This is a genomic window from Sphingobacterium sp. NPDC055346, from assembly GCF_053645235.1.
The window spans coordinates 228,933-247,697 of sequence record NZ_JBSHMI010000005.1 but is presented as its reverse complement, the minus strand read 5'-3'; the positions used below and the strand labels follow the sequence as shown (position 1 = coordinate 247,697).

General features: G+C 42.6%; 14 protein-coding genes. All 14 read right to left on the bottom strand.

Annotation, left to right across the window (positions count from 1 at the left end):
* Positions 1-57 precede the first annotated feature (57 nt).
* Positions 58-1,716, bottom strand: coding sequence for a sodium/sugar symporter (locus ACWICE_RS12110; RefSeq protein ID WP_175486323.1), 1,659 nt, complete (start codon positions 1,714-1,716; stop codon positions 58-60).
* Between the two features lie 5 nt (positions 1,717-1,721).
* Positions 1,722-2,894: an aldose epimerase family protein gene (locus ACWICE_RS12105; protein WP_185217432.1), complete on the bottom strand. Its 1,173-nt coding sequence runs from the start codon at positions 2,892-2,894 to the stop codon at positions 1,722-1,724.
* Between the two features lie 19 nt (positions 2,895-2,913).
* Positions 2,914-4,071, bottom strand: a complete 1,158-nt coding sequence (locus ACWICE_RS12100; protein ID WP_185213090.1) for a galactokinase — start codon at positions 4,069-4,071, stop codon at positions 2,914-2,916.
* Complete coding sequence (locus ACWICE_RS12095) at positions 4,068-5,120, bottom strand: UDP-glucose--hexose-1-phosphate uridylyltransferase (protein WP_185213091.1); 1,053 nt, start codon at positions 5,118-5,120, stop codon at positions 4,068-4,070. The genes ACWICE_RS12100 and ACWICE_RS12095 overlap by 4 nt, the downstream gene beginning before the upstream one ends.
* A gap of 40 nt (positions 5,121-5,160) precedes the next feature.
* Positions 5,161-6,240: a glycoside hydrolase family 43 protein gene (locus ACWICE_RS12090; protein WP_312695779.1), complete on the bottom strand. Its 1,080-nt coding sequence runs from the start codon at positions 6,238-6,240 to the stop codon at positions 5,161-5,163.
* A 9-nt stretch (positions 6,241-6,249) separates the two neighbouring features.
* Positions 6,250-7,356: a family 43 glycosylhydrolase gene (locus ACWICE_RS12085; RefSeq protein WP_454298491.1), complete on the bottom strand. Its 1,107-nt coding sequence runs from the start codon at positions 7,354-7,356 to the stop codon at positions 6,250-6,252.
* A gap of 117 nt (positions 7,357-7,473) precedes the next feature.
* Positions 7,474-8,631, bottom strand: a complete 1,158-nt coding sequence (locus ACWICE_RS12080; RefSeq protein WP_312695777.1) for a sialidase family protein — start codon at positions 8,629-8,631, stop codon at positions 7,474-7,476.
* A 19-nt stretch (positions 8,632-8,650) separates the two neighbouring features.
* On the bottom strand, positions 8,651-10,594 hold the full coding sequence (locus tag ACWICE_RS12075; RefSeq protein ID WP_454298490.1) for a family 20 glycosylhydrolase: 1,944 nt from the start codon (positions 10,592-10,594) through the stop codon (positions 8,651-8,653).
* Positions 10,587-11,780 carry an AGE family epimerase/isomerase gene (locus ACWICE_RS12070; protein ID WP_454298489.1) on the bottom strand — a complete coding sequence of 398 codons (1,194 nt, stop codon included), beginning with the start codon at positions 11,778-11,780 and terminating at the stop codon, positions 10,587-10,589. Before ACWICE_RS12070 ends, ACWICE_RS12075 begins: the two co-directional genes overlap by 8 nt.
* 6 nt (positions 11,781-11,786) lie before the next feature.
* Positions 11,787-13,865, bottom strand: coding sequence for a GDSL-type esterase/lipase family protein (locus tag ACWICE_RS12065; protein WP_454290948.1), 2,079 nt, complete (start codon positions 13,863-13,865; stop codon positions 11,787-11,789).
* Positions 13,849-15,075, bottom strand: coding sequence for an MFS transporter (locus tag ACWICE_RS12060; RefSeq protein ID WP_454298488.1), 1,227 nt, complete (start codon positions 15,073-15,075; stop codon positions 13,849-13,851). Before ACWICE_RS12060 ends, ACWICE_RS12065 begins: the two co-directional genes overlap by 17 nt.
* Before the next feature lie 4 nt (positions 15,076-15,079).
* Entirely contained in the window at positions 15,080-16,201 is a 1,122-nt protein-coding gene (locus ACWICE_RS12055; protein WP_185213098.1) for a hypothetical protein, read from the bottom strand.
* Complete coding sequence (locus ACWICE_RS12050) at positions 16,201-17,124, bottom strand: dihydrodipicolinate synthase family protein (RefSeq protein WP_454298487.1); 924 nt, start codon at positions 17,122-17,124, stop codon at positions 16,201-16,203. Before ACWICE_RS12050 ends, ACWICE_RS12055 begins: the two co-directional genes overlap by 1 nt.
* Before the next feature lie 66 nt (positions 17,125-17,190).
* Positions 17,191-18,762 carry a RagB/SusD family nutrient uptake outer membrane protein gene (locus tag ACWICE_RS12045; protein WP_313366813.1) on the bottom strand — a complete coding sequence of 524 codons (1,572 nt, stop codon included), beginning with the start codon at positions 18,760-18,762 and terminating at the stop codon, positions 17,191-17,193.
* Positions 18,763-18,765: the final 3 nt, after the last annotated feature.

The window sequence follows — 18,765 nt, the reverse complement described above, 5'->3', positions numbered from 1 at the left end:
GTTGGGTTAATTATGAAAAAAGCCAGAAGGGGAATTATCCCCTTCCAGCTTTGGTTATTACCAGAATATGGTATAAAGCGCTGCAGTGATACCGATAACAATTAAGGCACCAACGGCAAAGCCCGTTTTTGTTTTGAACATCGTAGCATCGATTTCAAGTCCGTGGGTAACCACGCCTTTTTTGTGCTCGTACATACTGATAATGTACATTCCGATAAGACAGAATATAAACACAAAACCGATCCTATCGATGAATGGGATTTCATACACGCCGTCCACAGGGATTGCAAATCCTGTGGATGCCAAAAATGAAAGGTCCATATAGCCCGGAAGGAACTTCAATACGATCGACAATAGGAAACCAACGATGGTTGCAAAAAGCGCTGCATTGGAAGTCGTTTTCTTCCAGAAGAATCCCAAAAGGAACATCGCAAATACCCCCGGAGATACAAATCCTGTATACTCTTGGATATATTGGAATCCACCTTTTTTATCAATACCTAGGTAAGGAGCGATGAAGATAGCCAAGATCATGGATACCACGATCGTGATCTTTCCTACATTCACCAATTTCCTTTCAGAAGCATCTTTATCGAAGATCTTTTTGTAGATATCCAAGGTAAATATCGTTGCCACCGAGTTTGCTTTTCCTGCTAATGAAGCTACCACCGCAGCGGTCAAGGCTGCAAATGACAGACCTTTCAATCCGGTTGGCAATAGATTCAGCAGAACCGGGTATGCCCTATCGGGGTTCAACTCCCCTCCCGCTAACATTTCTTGTTGGAATAGGCCATCATTGTACAATACAAAGGCAGCAATACCTGGTAACACAACGATCAAAGGCATCAACAACTTTAATCCAGCAGCGAATAACAGTCCGTTTCTAGCTGTTGGAAGGTCCGCTCCTAATGCACGTTGGGTAATGTATTGATTACAGCCCCAGTAATTCAGGTTGATGATCCACATACCCCCAATTAGAACTGAAAGCCCCGGTAGATCGATATAATTCGGATTGTCTGGTTTCAAGATCATATGGAAGTGATCTTGGGCTTTGTTATGAACGATTCCCAAACCATCCAATACGCCTCCACCACCGAAATGGTCAGACACTAGGTTTAACGCCAGATAAGTCGTCGCCAAACCTCCTAGGATCAAGAAGAATACCTGGATAACATCCGTATATCCAATTACTTTCATACCACCTAGGGTAATGAAGATAGCGAAAATAGCAAGTCCGATCATACAAGCCTGGAAGTCAATGCCAGAGATACTGGATACGGCCAGCGCGCCTAGGAAGAGGATCGAAGTCAGGTTTACCACAATATACAACAGCAACCAGAAAACAGCCATGATCATGGCCACCGTGCCATTGTACCGCTGATTCAGGAACTGCGGCATGGTAAAGATCTTGTTCTTGAGGTATACCGGGAGAAAGAACACCGCTACTACCACCAATGTCACCGCTGCCATCCATTCATAGGTAGCAATTGCAAGACCGATCTTAAAGCCTGAACCGCTCATCCCGATGAATTGCTCCGCAGAGATGTTCGAGGCGATCAGGGAGGCTCCAATGGCCCACCAAGTCAAAGAACCTTCTGCTAGGAAGTAGTCTTTAGAATCTCCAGAGGCTGATTTCTTTTTATAATAAATGTAAAGTCCATATCCTGCAACAATGATGAAGTAGCACAGGAATACTATATAGTCTTTGGTTTCCATTGAGATTAATTAGTCGTAAACTTATAAATAGATTTGCTGGTATAGGTATCTCCTGGATTCAAGGTAGTCGAAGGGAAGTTCGGTTGGTTTGGGGAATCTGGGAAATGTTGTGTTTCCAAGCATAAACCAGTACGGAAGCTATCCTTTACACCACTTTTTAGGGTTACATTATCTGCCATGAAGTTTCCACTGTAAAACTGTATCCCTGGCTCTTCGGTATATACATCCATCACAATACCGGATTTATCTCCAGTTAATGTGGCAGCATGATTCAATCCATCGACTTTGGTCCCGTTAAGTACCCAGTTATGGTCATAACCTTTTCCAAATTTCAATTGCTCATCATCTAGTTGAATGTCCTTACCGATAGTTTTTGAAGTTGTAAAATCAAATGGAGTCCCTTTAACGTCCTTCAACTCGCCAGTTGGAATCAAGGTGCTATCTACCGGAGTAAATTTATCCGCATATAGCTTTAGGCTGTGGTCGGTAATCGTTCCACTGCCTTCACCGTTAAGATTGAAATAAGCATGGTTGGTAAAGTTGACCACAGTTTTCTTGTCAGCTGTTGCTTTGTAAGCTATTGCCAATTCATTGTTATCAGAAAGGCTGTAGGTCACTTCGATATGGATTGGTCCTGGAAAGCCTTCTTGTTTATCTGGAAGAGTATAAGCAAAGCTAATGGCTTTATCATTAGCCGACTTTACATCCCAATTTGCAAAATGGACACCTTTTAGTCCACCATGGAGTGTATTGGCTCCGTTATTGGTCGGAAGGGTGAAGTTTTCACCATCCAGAGTAAACTTACCTTTGGCGATTCGGTTCCCAAATGGTCCTACGATTGGCCCGAAATAGGGTTCTTTTGGATTGTTATAATCAGAAGCCTTGTTGAAACCCAATACCACATCAGTAAGGGTTCCGTTCTTATCCGGAACCTGTAAGGAAACAACCCTTGCTCCAAAGTTGGTAAAATACGCCTTGGCACCCGAAGCATTCTTTAACATGTAAAGTTTAGCTTCTTTACCATCAATATCTGACGTGAAAGTACTGGAGTCTAAGGTAGTAAAAGTATTGCTGCTGGAATCAGTGGTCTGATTGCTTTCTTGCTTACTATTTTGCTGACATGCCACGACCGTAAATAGGCCGCATGCTAGCATAAGTCTAAGGATTGATCTTTTCATTTTCTGTTTATAATTGATTCTAATATACTAATTCTGAGCCATTATCAGTTTTCACGAAAATAGGTGTCAGCTCAAGGTTAAACTCATTTTTATAGGCTGGGGCAAGCGCTTCCACAAGCTGCTGACCAAAGCCTTTTTTGACAATATTGATCGTGCAACCACCAAATCCTCCACCCATCATCCTCGCTCCCAGCACTTCAGGAAAGTCCTTCGCTTTTTCTACAAGGAAGTCCAATTCCTTACAACTCACTTCATATTCCTTGCTCAAGCCTTCGTGCGCTCGGAACATCTGCCTTCCCATTTCTACGATATCGCCACTTTCCATGGCATCACAGGCTTTCGCTAGCCTCTCGTTTTCTTCCACAACAAACCTAGCCTTGATATAACTATCCTCATCAAACGGCCTGACCAATTCATCCAACATAATTATATCAACATCTCTTAAGCTCTTTACATCAGCATGTTTCTTTTGGATCAAGGAAACAGCATGCTCACAGGCATACCTTCTATCATTATATGCAGAAGACGCCAAGGAATGCTTAACATTGGTATTTAACAATACGATCTCATACTCTCCTAATTCCAAAGGAACATAGGTATAGCTGAGATCCCGACAGTCTAAGCGGACAACATGCTTTGCTTTGCTCAAAACAGAAGCAAATTGGTCCATGATCCCACATTTCACACCTGCATAGGTATGTTCAGCAAGTTGACCGATCTTTGCGATTTCGACTTTGTCCAGTCCCAGACCGAACAACTCGTTCAGCCCATATCCAGTAGCACATTCAACGGCCGCTGAAGAAGATAATCCGGCTCCAACCGGGATATCCCCATCGATGTAAAGATTAAAACCCGAAAGTTCCAATCCTCTATTTTTTAATTGGTTGACTACCCCTAGAATATAGTTAGGCCAACCTTTATCCGAAGGAGCCACCTCTTTTAAGTCAACTGAATAAGGCTCTTTAAAGTCTTCGGCATATAGGTGTATTTCCGAATCCGTCCGCTTTGAAAGCGCTACATAAACAGCCTTGTCAATAGCAGTTGGAAGGACGAATCCTTCGTTGTAATCGGTATGTTCCCCGATGATATTGATCCTTCCCGGGGATTTCGAAACTAATGTAGGCTCTGTTCCATACAATTCCTTGAACCTAGCACTAATTTGGTCTCTTTCAATCATTTGGTATTTGATTTATAATGTACTGTGGGTTGATTTCTGATTATTTCCGCAGCTTTTTCAGCTGTAATATCACGTTGCGGATTAGCCAACATTTCATATCCGACCATGAATTTCTTCACTGTTGCTGAACGCAGCAAGGGTGGATAAAAATGCATATGCCAATGCCAAAAGTCTTGATTTCCACTATTTATAGGGGCCTGATGCATTCCTGCAGAATAGGGAAAAGAAGTAGAAAAGATATTATCGTAACGGATGGTCAGTTCTTGTAAGGTCTTGGCGAGGTCGGTTTTTTCAGCATCGGTAAATTCCCTGATGTCCTTTACCTGTCTTTTGCTGATGACCAAGGTTTCAAAAGGCCATCCTGCCCAGAATGGCACCAAGGCGACAAAATGTTCATTATCTACGATTATTCTTTCTTTTTTCTTGAGCTCTAAGGCTAAATAATCCGAAAGCAATGAATGTCCATTTTTTTCAAAGTATTCTTTCTGCTGCTTTTCCTCCTTTTGGATCTCCATTGGGAGTTTGCTCTCTGCCCAAATCTGTCCATGCGGATGAGGATTGCTACAGCCCATAATAGAGCCTTTGTTTTCAAAGATCTGTATATATTTTATCCAATCATTCTCTGCTAAAGAAGAAAATTCACTTTGCCAAACATCCACAACCTTCCTGATTGCAGGGATGTCCATTTCAGGTAAGGTCAGATCATGCCGAGGAGTAAAGGCAATTACTTTACAGATCCCTCTTTCTGTTTCTGCTACCAAAAGACCTGCCTCGTTCATTTCCCCTTCCTCTGAATCTTTCAACAAGGCGGAAAAGTCATTCACAAATACAAAGCTCTCTTTGTAATCGGGATTGACACTTCCATCGGCTCTTGAATTTCTAGGGCAGAGGTAACACGTTGGATCATATTCAGGCCTATTGTCAGCAGGCAAATCTTCTACTTGTCCCTGCCAAGGTCGCTTACTGCGATGGGGAGAAACAAGGATACTTTCGCCTGTCAACAGGTTCAAACGCCTGTGTGGAACATCATTTATAGCAAAATTAGGCATAGGTTGCGCTTAAATTAGTTTTCCTAAGATACAAATTCCATCAATTAATTGTAGTGGGTCCGTGTACTTTTAACACACCCTTGGAATCTATTTCTATTGGATCAATGAAAACGACCCGGTCATTCCCTGTTTTTGTGGTCCTCCCATGGTACACACAGTACATTTTGCCATCCTTACCAACAAATACCGAATTATGCCCCGTTCCTGTAACATCGCCCCCTTTTTCAGTATTCTTTTCCAATACCGGATTGAACTCCGATTTAACAAAAGGACCCAGAGGACTTTCCGATGTTGCATAACCCACCGCATAATATGGCCCTGCATAATGATTCGCAGAATACATCATATAAAAAAGACCATTATGCTTGAACAGATAGGAACCTTCCGTCCAACGTCGGTTGATTTCCTTATTATTGACAGAACGGCTTTCCCATTCCGCTTGTTTATCGTTTATTTTCATTGGAGGTCTCAGCAAAAGCCTGGGCTTTCCAATCACCCCACTTAGATCCGGTTTCAACTCAATACCATACACCCAACTCTCCTCAATTTCATCATAAATGCCATTCTTTTTTGCCCAATCAGCAATTTCGGATTCCACAGGATGTTTGTAACAACATCTGGAATAATAGAGGTATTTTTTACCATCTTCAGCGACATAGACATTGGCATCAATAATGGGATATCCGGGATCAAATAGCGGATGAGATTCAATATCTACAAATGGACCCGTTGGTTTATCCGAAACCGCAACCCCAATCTTATAGTTTTCCAATTCATTGTTTGGGTTTTCCTTCCAATGGGCGCTATAGAACAAATAAAACTTATCGTCCCATTTATAGACCTCAGGAGCCCAAAAATCCTTGGTCCCCCAAGATTTCTCTTGTTGGTTATTGTAGATTACGCCTTCATTTTTCCAATCCTTCAAATCTTTGGAAGAATAGACCACAAAACCGTTGTTTGTACCCCCAGTTCCATATAAATAATAAAGATCGCTCTGATCATCATATATGATATAAGGATCTCCTAAAGCAACTGACAGCGGATTTCCTGGTAATTCCTGAGCCTTGCCAAGCAAACAGAACAAGAATGACAATCCTAATAGCAAAAATCGTATGTTCATCTCTGAGTATTAAATAATAGGTTTCTGAGTTTTATTTCTTTCTGGCTTCCCTGTCCCGATTACTGGCCAGCCATCTTTCCAATTCAGCGGATCTAGCATTAACATCCTTCTGCTCGTTCCATTCCCTAGCTTTCCATTGTTTTTATCGATGGCATGGTAGAAGATCCAATCCTTCCCTTTGGAGTCCTTGATGATTCCTGAAGTATGACCCGGTCCAACAATAGACTCTGATCCTTCTAGGATCAAACTTCCATGATTTCTTTCCTTGATATCCCGTCCATCTTTATCCAGATAGGGTCCCAATAGATTCTTCGATCGTGCAGTCAGCACATGGTATTTGCTATTTGCGCCCTCACAACAACTTCCTTTAGAACCCAAGAAATAGAAATAACCGTTTTTCTTAAAGATGGTCACCGCTTCATAGTCTCCGGCAGCTATTTTATGCTTCTGCCCATTCAAGATCTTTTTCCCATCAGCAGTCAGTTCCAAGGCAAAGGTTCCTTGTTCAGGGCTATCGGAAAAGCTTCCCCAGAATATATACTTTTTGCCTTTATCCTCGATAAAAAAGGGATCAATGGAATTTGGCACATTGGCAGATTTGGAATCAAGCAATTTCCCCTGGTCAATAAAAGGACCTTTAGGGGAGTCCGAAATCGCCAATCCAAGACCTGGATTCTTATCGCCCCAAGTAGAGAAGGAATAATAGAGGTAATACTTTCCATTGACAAGGTTAATGTCTGGCGCCCAAATACCCCCAGCCTCTTTCCAATTTGGTTTAGTTTTAAAAGCAGGACCAACGTAGGACCAGTTTACCATATCCTTGGACTCCAGAATCGGCACAAGGCGAGATCCTTTTCCGTCATCCCAATTATCCTGGGTGCCGTAGGCATAGAAAAGTTTCGTTTTCGGATCTTGAATGACCGTGGGATCAGCGAGCACCGGTTCAAATACAGGATTCTGATAGGTAGCAATTATTGGGCTTGTAACTGCAGCATTTTTCCTCGCACAGGAATCAAGAACAGAAGCCGACAACAACAAAATAGACACGAGCATTGAATTGCGCACCGAAGGAACACCGATAAATGTTTTTATATAGACCACACTTTTCAGAAACATAATTTGATTGAGTTTAAACAGGTTAAACAAGTAGATAAAGTTCAATTTACAGGAATTTTCTGAGAATCATGGGAATAAAAAAGAAAACCCTAAGCTTTTTTGGCTTAGGGTTTTCCTTTATTTGATCTTTTCCGTGAGGAAGACAATGTCTTTGTAATTATCTTTTTCATACAAAATACCCACCAGCTTAGGCTTCATCAGAACGATATCCGAATAGGCCGAATAGGCACCTTTATAGCCTTCAGGAGCTTTGGCGATCAGTTTAGTGAAATACCAGGTCTTGCCTTTGTCCTTGGAAAGTTTCAAAGTCAGGTTATCCCTATTCTTTTCATCCGCTGCATTGATATGGGCCAGCACAAAATTCTTTCCTTTCTTCCAGGACAATACCGACCCTTGGTTGATTGGATCCGGAAGGTTAGGATCTGGAGCAGAACTCTGCCAGCTTTCACCACCATCATTGGAAACAGAAATGACACGTTGCTTTGGATTCAACTGTTGGTTCCTTGAGCTCATGTATACCTCATTTTCTCCAATCTGTGCAGCAGTAGATTCATTAGTACCTGGATAAGGCACATTCTGGCTCAGTTTAAACGTCTTACCATGATCATCTGAATAGAATGCATGCGCACTCCAATCCTTACCCTGCGCACTTGGATCGCCAGAACTGTGGTTGGCAGCAATGTAAATCCTTCCTTTATTGGGACCTGACACAAACTGGAATCCATGTCCAGGAGTATTCGCATAGGTTCGCCAATCTTCTTTAAAAGTATATTCTGGGTTTACCTGCGGCTGATTAGGTCTATGCGTTTGGCTCGTGATGTTCACCGGTTCGGACCAGGTTTTTGCACCATCTGTAGAAGTGATGTACCATACCTCGCGCAAGCCCTTCCCTTTTCTCACTTCACCCTCATGGTTATTCCCCGTATTATAAAAGAGGAATATCCTTCCTGCAGGATAAGCCGGATCCGTTAAATCAATAACTGGAGCAACATTCCCAGCTTGAAGCTTATCATAATCCGCAGCAACATTCAATTTCCCCCAAGTCTTTCCTTGGTCCTGACTGATCTTATAGACGATATCTACGTTGCCATAATCGCCCGCATGGTCCACACGGCCCTCGGAGAAAGCGATCAGGTCTCCATTCTTATTTTTGATAATGGCTGGAATCCTATAGCTGGCATAGCCATCCTCCCCTGAACGGAAAACCACCGTTTCCTGAGCTGAAACAGCTGATATTAAGCATGCGGCAAATACTGATAAAAATAGTTTTTTCATATATAGTGTGTATTGATTTCTAATGATAAGGGATAAATGTAAACATCCATTTCCTTGGATTCTGCCAATCTTTCCCCTTAAAATCTCCGACTGGCAATTTGATCAATATATCGTTCCAGCCTTCTTTCAGCTGGATCATGCTTGGCTCCCTAAAAGAATAACCTTCATCGCTCAACGGCAATTCCAGACCACCTTTCTGACCAGGATGATTCCATTTCGGAGCAGGGATCTTCACGCCATTGACGAAAACCTGGCTGTGCAGATCATCCCAAGTCCCTTCAGCTGGTGAATCACTGGCATAAGAACGGGACAGGTTCGCAAAACCTATCCAAAATGGCTTTTCTTCTGCCTTTTCACTCCAGACCCTAGATCTCGCATAAAAGGTACTATTAGGCTTAGGCGAATCTATCACCCCCGGAATAATATCAGCCCACCAATGTCTCAAGACAATGGTACCGCCGACAACATCCTTATAAACTAAAAGATGATCTCCAAAAGGATCCTTTTCAACAGGAAACTCCTTCGTTAAATCGCCAGCATTATCATAAGGACCGATCATGTCCCAAAACATATCAGTTTGTCTTTGGTAAGGGAATGGAAGGTTGGCGAAATATTTTGATTTATGCGACAGGAGTCTTTTCTCAAATGCTGCAAATTCATGGAAAGCTTCTGTTTTTCTTTTTGGAAGAAAGGCCTTCCAACCTAATTCACCGCCTCCTCGCCATATTCTTTCCGCAAAGGTTATCATCCCTGGATAAACCGCACTCTGCAGGAACATATCCTCAGGCTTTTCAACGGCACGGTCCGGCCAAGAACATAGGATCGCACCAGGGAGCTGTTGACTTTCCTTTTCCTGCTCAGCAAACCTTCTGAAAAACAAGGTTGTCACAGTCTCCAAAGGATCCATATGGTTGATATAAAGATGCTTGGAATCCAAATACTGGAGTTTAGTATCAGGATCAATGGTTTTGGGACCACCCATCCACATTTGACGAACAGTGGAAGGATCTAAGTTACTACCTGGATTCCAGCCATAAGTTCTGAAACCCAAGGATTCCACATATTTCGTGATTTCCGGCATGAACTGCTTATTACTGATCTTCACCTCATCCCCACCTATATGCAATTGCTTGAGTGTAGTAAAGGTCTCAGCAAACTCCTTGAGCAATTCCTTGATGTACACAATGCCTTCTACACTCTGCATATTGACCTTAAAGAACCGTTCAAAAGCAGCTGAATGCCCCGGCATATCAATCTCTGGCAGGAATAAGATATGCCTATCCCTACAATAGTCGATCAACTCCTGAAACTCTGCTACCGTATAATATTTCCCTGCCCAACGGGTCATGTTCTCCGCAGCAGTGAGACCAGGATATTTTTTACTTTCCAAGCGCCAAGCAATATCCTCCGTGAAATGGAAATGCAAAACGTTGAGTTTATACTTACCCATAACATCGATCTGCTCTTTCACCATGGACATAGGCTGATAGTTCCTTCCCACATCCAACAAGAATCCCCTAAAGGAATAAGCAGGCTGGTCCTTGATGTTCACTAAGGCAACTTGCTTCTCATGAAAATCCATCTGCGCCAAGGTCTGAAGAGCATAGAAAATCCCTTTACTTGCTAAGGCCTGAATATAGATACCTTTTATATCGATGTTCAATTCATATCCTTCATCAGAATCAATTCCTTCTAGGTTTGAAACCATCTTCAATGAAATTGAAGGTAATTTCTTATTCTTAGAAATGCTTATCGATTGACTTTCTAATATATTTTTAAGCAGGCTTACCTCATTCCTTTCAATGGATTTGTCAATTTCAAGATGGACCCCTTTGGACAGGTCAAGTTTATTTTCCGACCACTGCACATTTAGAGGCATTGGAATCAAAGCCTCCTGAGCGTTCAGGCTATCGACAGCAAAAAAGCTCCATAACAATAAAATATAATGGCCTATCTTATTCATAATTGTCCTTGTTCTTAAATTGATTGATAATGGACCAACAGTACCATTCTTGCCTCGGCAGATGGAAAGGCCCCTTAAATAGGTTCCCTTTAGCGGTTTGGGCTATTCCTCCATCTTGATGTAGATAACCAAACCATTCCCCATTTTCCTTATCATGGAAATGGGTATAAGCATATTCATGGATCTGCTTGTGCATGGTAGCATACTTCTCATCCTTGGTTATCAGATAAGCCAATAAGGTAGCTATGATGGCTTCATTCTGTGGCCACCAAAATTTCATGTCCTGCCAATACTCTTGGACAGGCTTGTTGTAGACATCCCTAAAATACAGAATACCGCCAAACTCCCTGTCCCAACCTCTTTCCCACATATAGTCCAGCATCCGCAACCCTAGGTTGATCAATTTCTCATCCATATTTCTATGGACAGCTTCATGTAGGATAAACCAAGCACCCTCAATAGCATGGCCCGGATTAAGCGTCCGTCCATCGATATGATCGATGATGCTGCCATCAGGAGCTACTTGCTCCATCACACAGCGGATATCATCTTTCACAAAATAATGTTCTATCTCTTGGATCCAATTTGCAATCGCCTCATCACAGCGAGGATCCCCAATGGTCTCCCTTAATTGCTGCGCGGTATTGCACATGATCATCGGAATACCTATCCCGCGGCTTGGCCGGGTTTCCTCAAACTTTGGTTCAATTCTCCGTTCACCATTGGCATACTCCAAACAAATCCCAAACAGATCACGGGCTAGCTGAGCAGCTTCCTGATCACCTGAAGCCTTAGCATAAGCAGCACTGGCAATCACGGCAAAAGTCTCAGAGAAAAAATAACGGCGCATACGGATTGGATTGCCTTCCTGATCCACATGGAAATACATTTTTCCTTCTGCATCAAAGCATTTGTTTTTCAAGAATTCATAGCCCAAACGCGCACCTTCCAACCATTCTTCCCTTGGTTCCACCGTATTATAAAGGGTAGAAAGCAACCAACAAGCACGACCTTGAATCCAAACGGCCTTATCGGTATCAATCAGGGAACCATCTTGGTCTCGCATCAATAGGTACCCGCCATACTCATGATCAAATGACCGCGGAAACCAAAAAGGAACCGTATCATTGACCAATTGATCATTATAAAAATCTGCTAGTGCAGTTAGCTCTTCGTTATTGTACATACTTTTTTATCTTTTGATCGAAAATGTGGAAACAGGCACTCCCTCCTCATTCACTAAATTTGCCCTTGAAAAAGGCTTGTATCCATAATATATCTCCATTAAACCCCTGGGATTTTCCAGGAAAACCGAATTCCCTTTTATTTCCACGACCTTGAGATCGACCAAATTTCCGTCTTCATCCTTAGCCTGAAAACCTGTAACTTCTTTTGATCCCATTGCACTTAATTGCTTGGCATGACTGAACCTTATTTCATGTATATCTTCATTTTCATAAGAATATATAGGTTGGGGACTGTCTGCATTATTATCTTTCCCAAATTCATGCTTCAAGACCAGGTTTGCCAATCGCTTCCCGATGATTAACTTCTCCCTTGGATGTACATCCAAGGAATCACCAAGATCAGAACTGACAGCCATATAGACATCCTTCAATTCATTGCTGAGCTTTCTTTGGCTATCCCTGAATTTTGGCAAGGAGGGCCGATCTAAACTGGAAAGCTGAACCGTATAAAATGGCAACCTTTCCCTTTTACCCAAAAAAGGCTTATAATTCTCTCTCCAAGAAGCTATTAATGTCTTGAATAAGTGTTCGTGCAGTTCAACGTTATGTGCATTACTTTCCCCCTGATACCATAGAATCCCCTTTAATGAGGCATCATTCCACTTATTATACCCAGCTTCAAAATTATAGGCCGGTTCATAGGGATGTCTTTGGTTCTTGACCATGGATTTCTTCAGGTTAACCTTCGCTCTGTTCTTACAGAAATCCTGGATGAAATCAGATTTTCGCCACCCGTGGATATAAGTCGCCAAAAGCGGATCTTCCTCCAAGCTTCTTCTCGGAATCCAAGACTCGGTATTCGAACCGCCCACGGCAAGTTCAATAATGCCGATCGGAACCTTCGTTTCTTGTTCCAATGCTTCTGCAAAACTGTAGGCAATCGCTGAAAAGTTGGCGGCATTTTCTGCTGTTAACTTCTCCCATTTCCCAGAAAAGTATTCCAGGTCATTTACTTTCTTTAAAGTAGCTTCATCCCACTCTTCATTATTCGTTTCCTTAAGGACCTTGTTCTTAAAAATCCGAATACCATTGTGTTTGGAAGCCTCCTTGATCAATTCCTTTGATCCATTGGCATCCTTTAACGGAAAAGCCATATTGGACTGCCCTGATGCCAAGAACACATCCCCAAACAATATATCTTCTAAAATTATCGTATCCTGATCCGTATAGATTTTCATCCTATATGGTCCACCCGCAGGCATGGTAGGTATATCAATTCCCCACTCCCCACTGACTTCAGCAATGGATAAGTAAGTTCCTCCATCCATTTCAATAACTACAGCCTGTCTAGCATTCGCTTTGCCTTTTATTCGATTAGTTTGATCCCGTTGCAATACCATATGCGATCCTATACTTTCATTTACGGAAAGCTTTTGCCTAACGGGAACTATTCTGTCGAAAATGGTCTTTGCAATAATTTCGGCTCCTTGTTCAGAAGGGTGTAGATAATCATCAAATAGATCGATACGAAAAGCTAAGGGCGGATAGAGATCCACGAGCTTGTGGTAATGTCTCACCGCTACGGCGCCTATTTCTCCCTTGATATCCCAGTACCAATCTCGAGTTCCCGAAAGGAATCGAGGATGTCCACTAAAAATTGGCGTATTTTCACATACATAGACTTCCACCTTCGGATTTCCGTTTTTAAAAAGAGAGATCAGTTTATTATAATCTTTTTGAAAGTCCATTTGGTAATTAGGCCAATTTCTTGGATCTGTATCATTCAAGCCTAAATTAATGACAACCAAATCAGGTTTAAAGGCTAGCGCAGCCTCCAGTTCCTCTGATTTCAGATAAGGATTATGCCCTTTTTCCAGTAGCGTTGCACCATTTCTCCCAAAATTGCCTACTTCATAGCCATCGCCCAGTAATTGCTGCAATTGATCCGGATAGGTTTTCCCTTTGGCTAAATTGGATCCTTTGGTCACTGAATCACCAATACAGGCCACCCTCTTCTTTTGTTGGGCAAAAAGAAAGTTGAACGATAGAATGAACAAGAAAAGTAATTTAATCGATAGCCTCATTTCCCTTCGGTTTTAGTACGGCCAATTGAACGATCAAAACGATCAACACAATTCCCGCCAATAAAGCAAAATCACTTCCAAGTTGTCCCTCATCTGCAGAGGCTCCAAGAATCTTCGTGATATAAGCACCTGCAAATACACCGACCATATTCATGATCCCATAGGCCGTTGCCCTGTATTTTGAAGACACAAACTGACAAAGGATCGGCATATTATTGGCATCAAACATCCCAAAACCGAAGCCGAACATCAGTCCTGCAGCAACGATCGCAAAGACACTGTGTCCATATCCGATCAATATAACTGCCGGAATGGTCAATGCCAATCCTATGGCACTGGTATAGATCCTTCCGCGCACATTCTTTTGTATCCATTTATCGGAAATAATCCCTCCTAGGATTACTCCAAAGAATGAGGACAGGGCTATGGTAATGGTTGCCAATGGACCTGCTTTTTCCATAGGGATATGCAGGTTTTCCGAGAATAAGGTAGGTAGCCAGTTCTTGGTTGCCCAGCCAGGCAAACTTGGAACAGCAAAATATAATAGGATGACCCAGAAAGCAATATTGGAGAACAAGATGGAAAGCCCTTTCAACAAAGGAACCTTGTTTTCCACTAGCTTCTTGGCATCAGATCGATGATCAGTTTCATGTAAAAATAGAATAAGGACGACGGAATAGATGATTCCGATCAATCCAAACAGGATAAAGGTATAATGCCAGGAATAGGATGCAGCAACGGTGGCACCAAAACCGCCCATTGCCTGTCCAAAATAAAAACCGGTCATGTGGATCCCAACGGCTAGGGACCTTGATCTGTCCGAATGGTAATCCGCAATCAATGAAAGTCCTGCCGGAATGTACAAGGCTTCACTGACGCCCATGATCGCCCGTAAGGCATACAGTTGCTCATAAGTATCGGCATAGCCCATCGCTAGGGTAACTGCCGACCATACAAACAAACTCCCTACGATCAACCATTTCCGGTTCCACTTATCGGCAACAATTCCTGCTACTGGACTCATAAAACCATATATCCAAAGAAATACGGCCATCAGGTTACCAAATACCGCAGCACTTTCCAATTCCAAAATATCGATGGCCATTGCAGGTCGCATGGTTGATAAGATCTGGCGGTCCATATAATTCAGGAGTGCCACAAACCATAACAAGCCTACAACGATCCAAGGATATCTTTTACTGTTTTTCATAGGTTTATTTTATCTGTCCAACCAGGATCCGATCGGTACGAACCCCCGCTCGAACCTCCCCTGTTGGAATAAAAAATAGATTTTCTTTTATAACTGCGCTTGTGGTCACTGGACTCTCTGTTTCCATTCCTTCCAATTGTGACCAAGAACCTGTCTTCAGCTCATAGACCCAATTCTCTCTTGAGAATCCGGGATGTCCTGCCTGAAGCTTATTCTTTGCTTGGGTCAACTCATCATTTTTCAGAGGATCATTTTCCTTGGCTATATTGGCTATAGCCTCCTCAACCTTTGAAAACGTGCTCCCATCATCCCCTCCGAAAACATAGATTTTCCCATCTTTATAGATTCCGGTCCCTGCAGCCAAAGCCTTAGGGAGCTTAGTAAGCTCACGGATACTTTTGGTATTTAGGTCCAATTCCAACAGCCAATCATAGATATCACTGATGGCATTTGGATTTTTCTTCCTTCCCCCAATGACATAGATTTTGTCCTTGCCATTGCCAAGCACAACAGCATGGCTCACTGGATAGGGCAGTTTCAAATATTCCATCCAATTTGCCGTTGAATCATCCAATTTCAGGGAATAAACCTGATCAGAGACCGATTCTGCATTTTCACCGCCGATAAAGAAGATTTCATTGGTCCCCGCTGCTAAGCCGGCATTGGTCAAAGCTACTGGCAAGGGTTTTAGGATTTCCTTCTCCAGTTTACCCCTTTCGGACAGTTCATATTTGGCAACCTGATCGATTGGACCGTTTTCATTTTCTCCGCCAGCGATATAGATGGAGTTTGAAAGACTGAGATTGGCAGTATAGGCAATCCCGTCTTCAAGGTTAATTATGTTATCCAGCTTTAAGCCTGACCCTGAAATGGAATAGATATATCCCTGAGATTGGTAAACTTTCTTTCCTCCATCCCAAGGCAATCCATCCGGGAAATTAGCACCAGCGGCTACAATCAGTTTGTCCTGAATGATACCGGCTATTGGCCCTGCGACACCTATATTTTTTTTTCCAGAAACCGCAGGCAAATGAATTGCTTCTTCCCATACTAATCCAGACTTGCTCTGCGAACCAGAACAACCAACCACTAAAACCGCCATAGATAAAATTGCCTTAATCCGCATTAATTGATTGACTTAAAGGAGTCAAAGCCCAATGCCGCAACATCAGCCTTGAACAGTTCGAAATTCTCTTTTGACATATTGGCTATCGGCAATCGGAATTCGCCACAATCCAGGTCCACTAGTTTCATGTAAGCTTTTCCGGTTGCAATACCTCCATATTTACCTAACAGACGGATCATATCAATGGATTTCTGCTGCAATTTATTGGCTTGCTCAAAATTGCCCTGCACATAAGCAGCTATCAGATCATTGTATAATGGAGCTGCGTAATTGTAGGTACTGCCTACCGCTCCTTTTGTTCCTAATACCAAGGAGGGCAGCATGTTTTCATCACGCCCCCAAAGCATATCGTACTTCCCATTTTTATGATTCAAACAAGACAAGAAATCCATAAAATCTTCATGCGTATATTTGATGCCTCTGAAGGTTGGGATCACATTATCCACGGCTTCCAATAGATCGATCATACTGTAGTTTCCACCTGTCAAAACAGGGATATGGTAATAGTAAAATGCAGTATTTGGCGCCGAGGAAGCTATTTCCTGACAGCATTTCGCCAATTGCTGCACATTTGCAGGTTTGAAATAATAAGGGGAAGTAAAGGATATGGCATCTGCTCCTTCTTGTTCGGAGATCGCTGCCAATTGTTTACATTCCTTCACATTCGTACCGCCTAAAAACATCATCAGGGCGAAATCTGGGTCCGCCTTGGTCAACGCTGCCCAAGCCTTCAATACTTGCACTTTCTCATCAAAAGTCAACGATACCCCTTCTCCTGTCGAGCCACATATAAAAGCTCCTTTTACATTATTCTTTTTAAGTGACCGATAATAAGCAGGGATCAGATCCAGGTTCAGTTCACCATTTGGATCAAATGCCGTAAATGGAGCAGCAATTAATCCTTCAATTTTGTTTGTTAGCATATACAAATTATTAAAAACTAGATAACCTATCCTGCTGGGCAGGACAGGCTTATATTAAATTTAACATTAAGTTCCTGAATATCCAGGATTTTGGTCTCCATTTAACTTTGGATCCGCTGATAGGGTTCCAAGGTCAATAGGCCAAAGGATTTTATGTTTTTGGGATTCATTGTTGTCCAATACCCCGACCATGTCCAGGTCCTTGCGGAAAACCAGTGGGTTTCCTGAAGCATCTTGCATGCGGCGCAGATCAAACCAACGCTTGCCTTCCGAGACAAACTCCTTGGTCCTTTCATAGAAAATGGCAAGTTCATTGGCTTCAAACCCTCCCCTTACAAATTGCGGTGCCGAACCTTTATAGGCCCTGTTTCTCACCAACATGATTTCATTGCTCGGGTCTTGACCTAACTTATTCTTGATCTCTGCCAATAACAGATATGCATCAGCTAAGCGATAGATCGGATAGTCATCTGAATAATTCCTTACACCTTCTACAATGGTCCCTAAGAATTTACGTAGCACCACAGCATGCACATCGCCCTTGTTGAAGTTTAAGAAAGTGGCATTGGCTCTGCTATCTGCAGCATCATACAATTGGTACAAGCCATATTTATATTCATATCGGATAATACCAGTATTGGAAATCTTCAGAGGATCTGCCGGAATTGGCTCCCCTTTATCATCAACATAGCCTGAAATATCATCACTCTGCGCATACAGGAAGTTATTGAAGAAGTTGGTCGCTTCACCATATTGGTACCTCAAGGCAAAAATGGTTTCTGAATTTCCTTTATTTGTAGCCGAACTTGCCGTAGCAAAGACATTCGCATAGTCATTGACCAATGTGAACTTTGGGATAATGCTCTCTACAGCGGCCTTGGCAGTCTGCAGATCCTGCGCTGTACTTGCAGGAACGGCCCCATCGATCTTCACCTTTGCCGACCATAGGTACACCTCCGTTTTCAACATCTGTGTCGCTGCTAATGACCATTGCGCTTTTTGGCTCAGGATATTATAGTCGTTGTTGAAACTAGAAACTGATTTTTCAACATCTGCTTTTATAAAGTCCAAAGTCTCTTTTTCCGTTTTACTGCGGGCAGTGTACAGTTCTTCAGCTGAACTAGGTGTTTGATTGGCTACCTTGGCCTCAGCCACCAAAGGGACCCTTCCCCAAGTCCTGAAAAGGTTGAAATAATAATAGGCTCTCAACCCATAGGCCTGACCTAAATAATATCCCTTCTCCGATGCCGACAGGTAGGTAGCCGATTCCACCTGGAAAATAAAGTTATTGATCTGAAAGATCTGCCCGTACAGGTTCGCCCAACTGCTAAAGCCGGGACTGCTCTCACGGATATCTTGGATGATAATGGAACTCGAATTCAAGGATGCGGTTCCGGTAAAACTGGTTCCGTCCCTTAAAGTCCCACCTCTCAATTCACCGAAATTCCATAGAGTTTGCTGGGCATTCCTTAATTGGCTGTGGATCCCGACCATTGCTCCTTTCACCTGGTCCGGTGTTTTCCAGAACGATCCACTTGCAAAATAATCTTCTGGGGTTAATTCTAAATCCATCTTGCTACAAGATGAAAATGTTATGCTCGTTGCCGCTATCGCTAAGGCTATAAATATCTTTTTCATGAT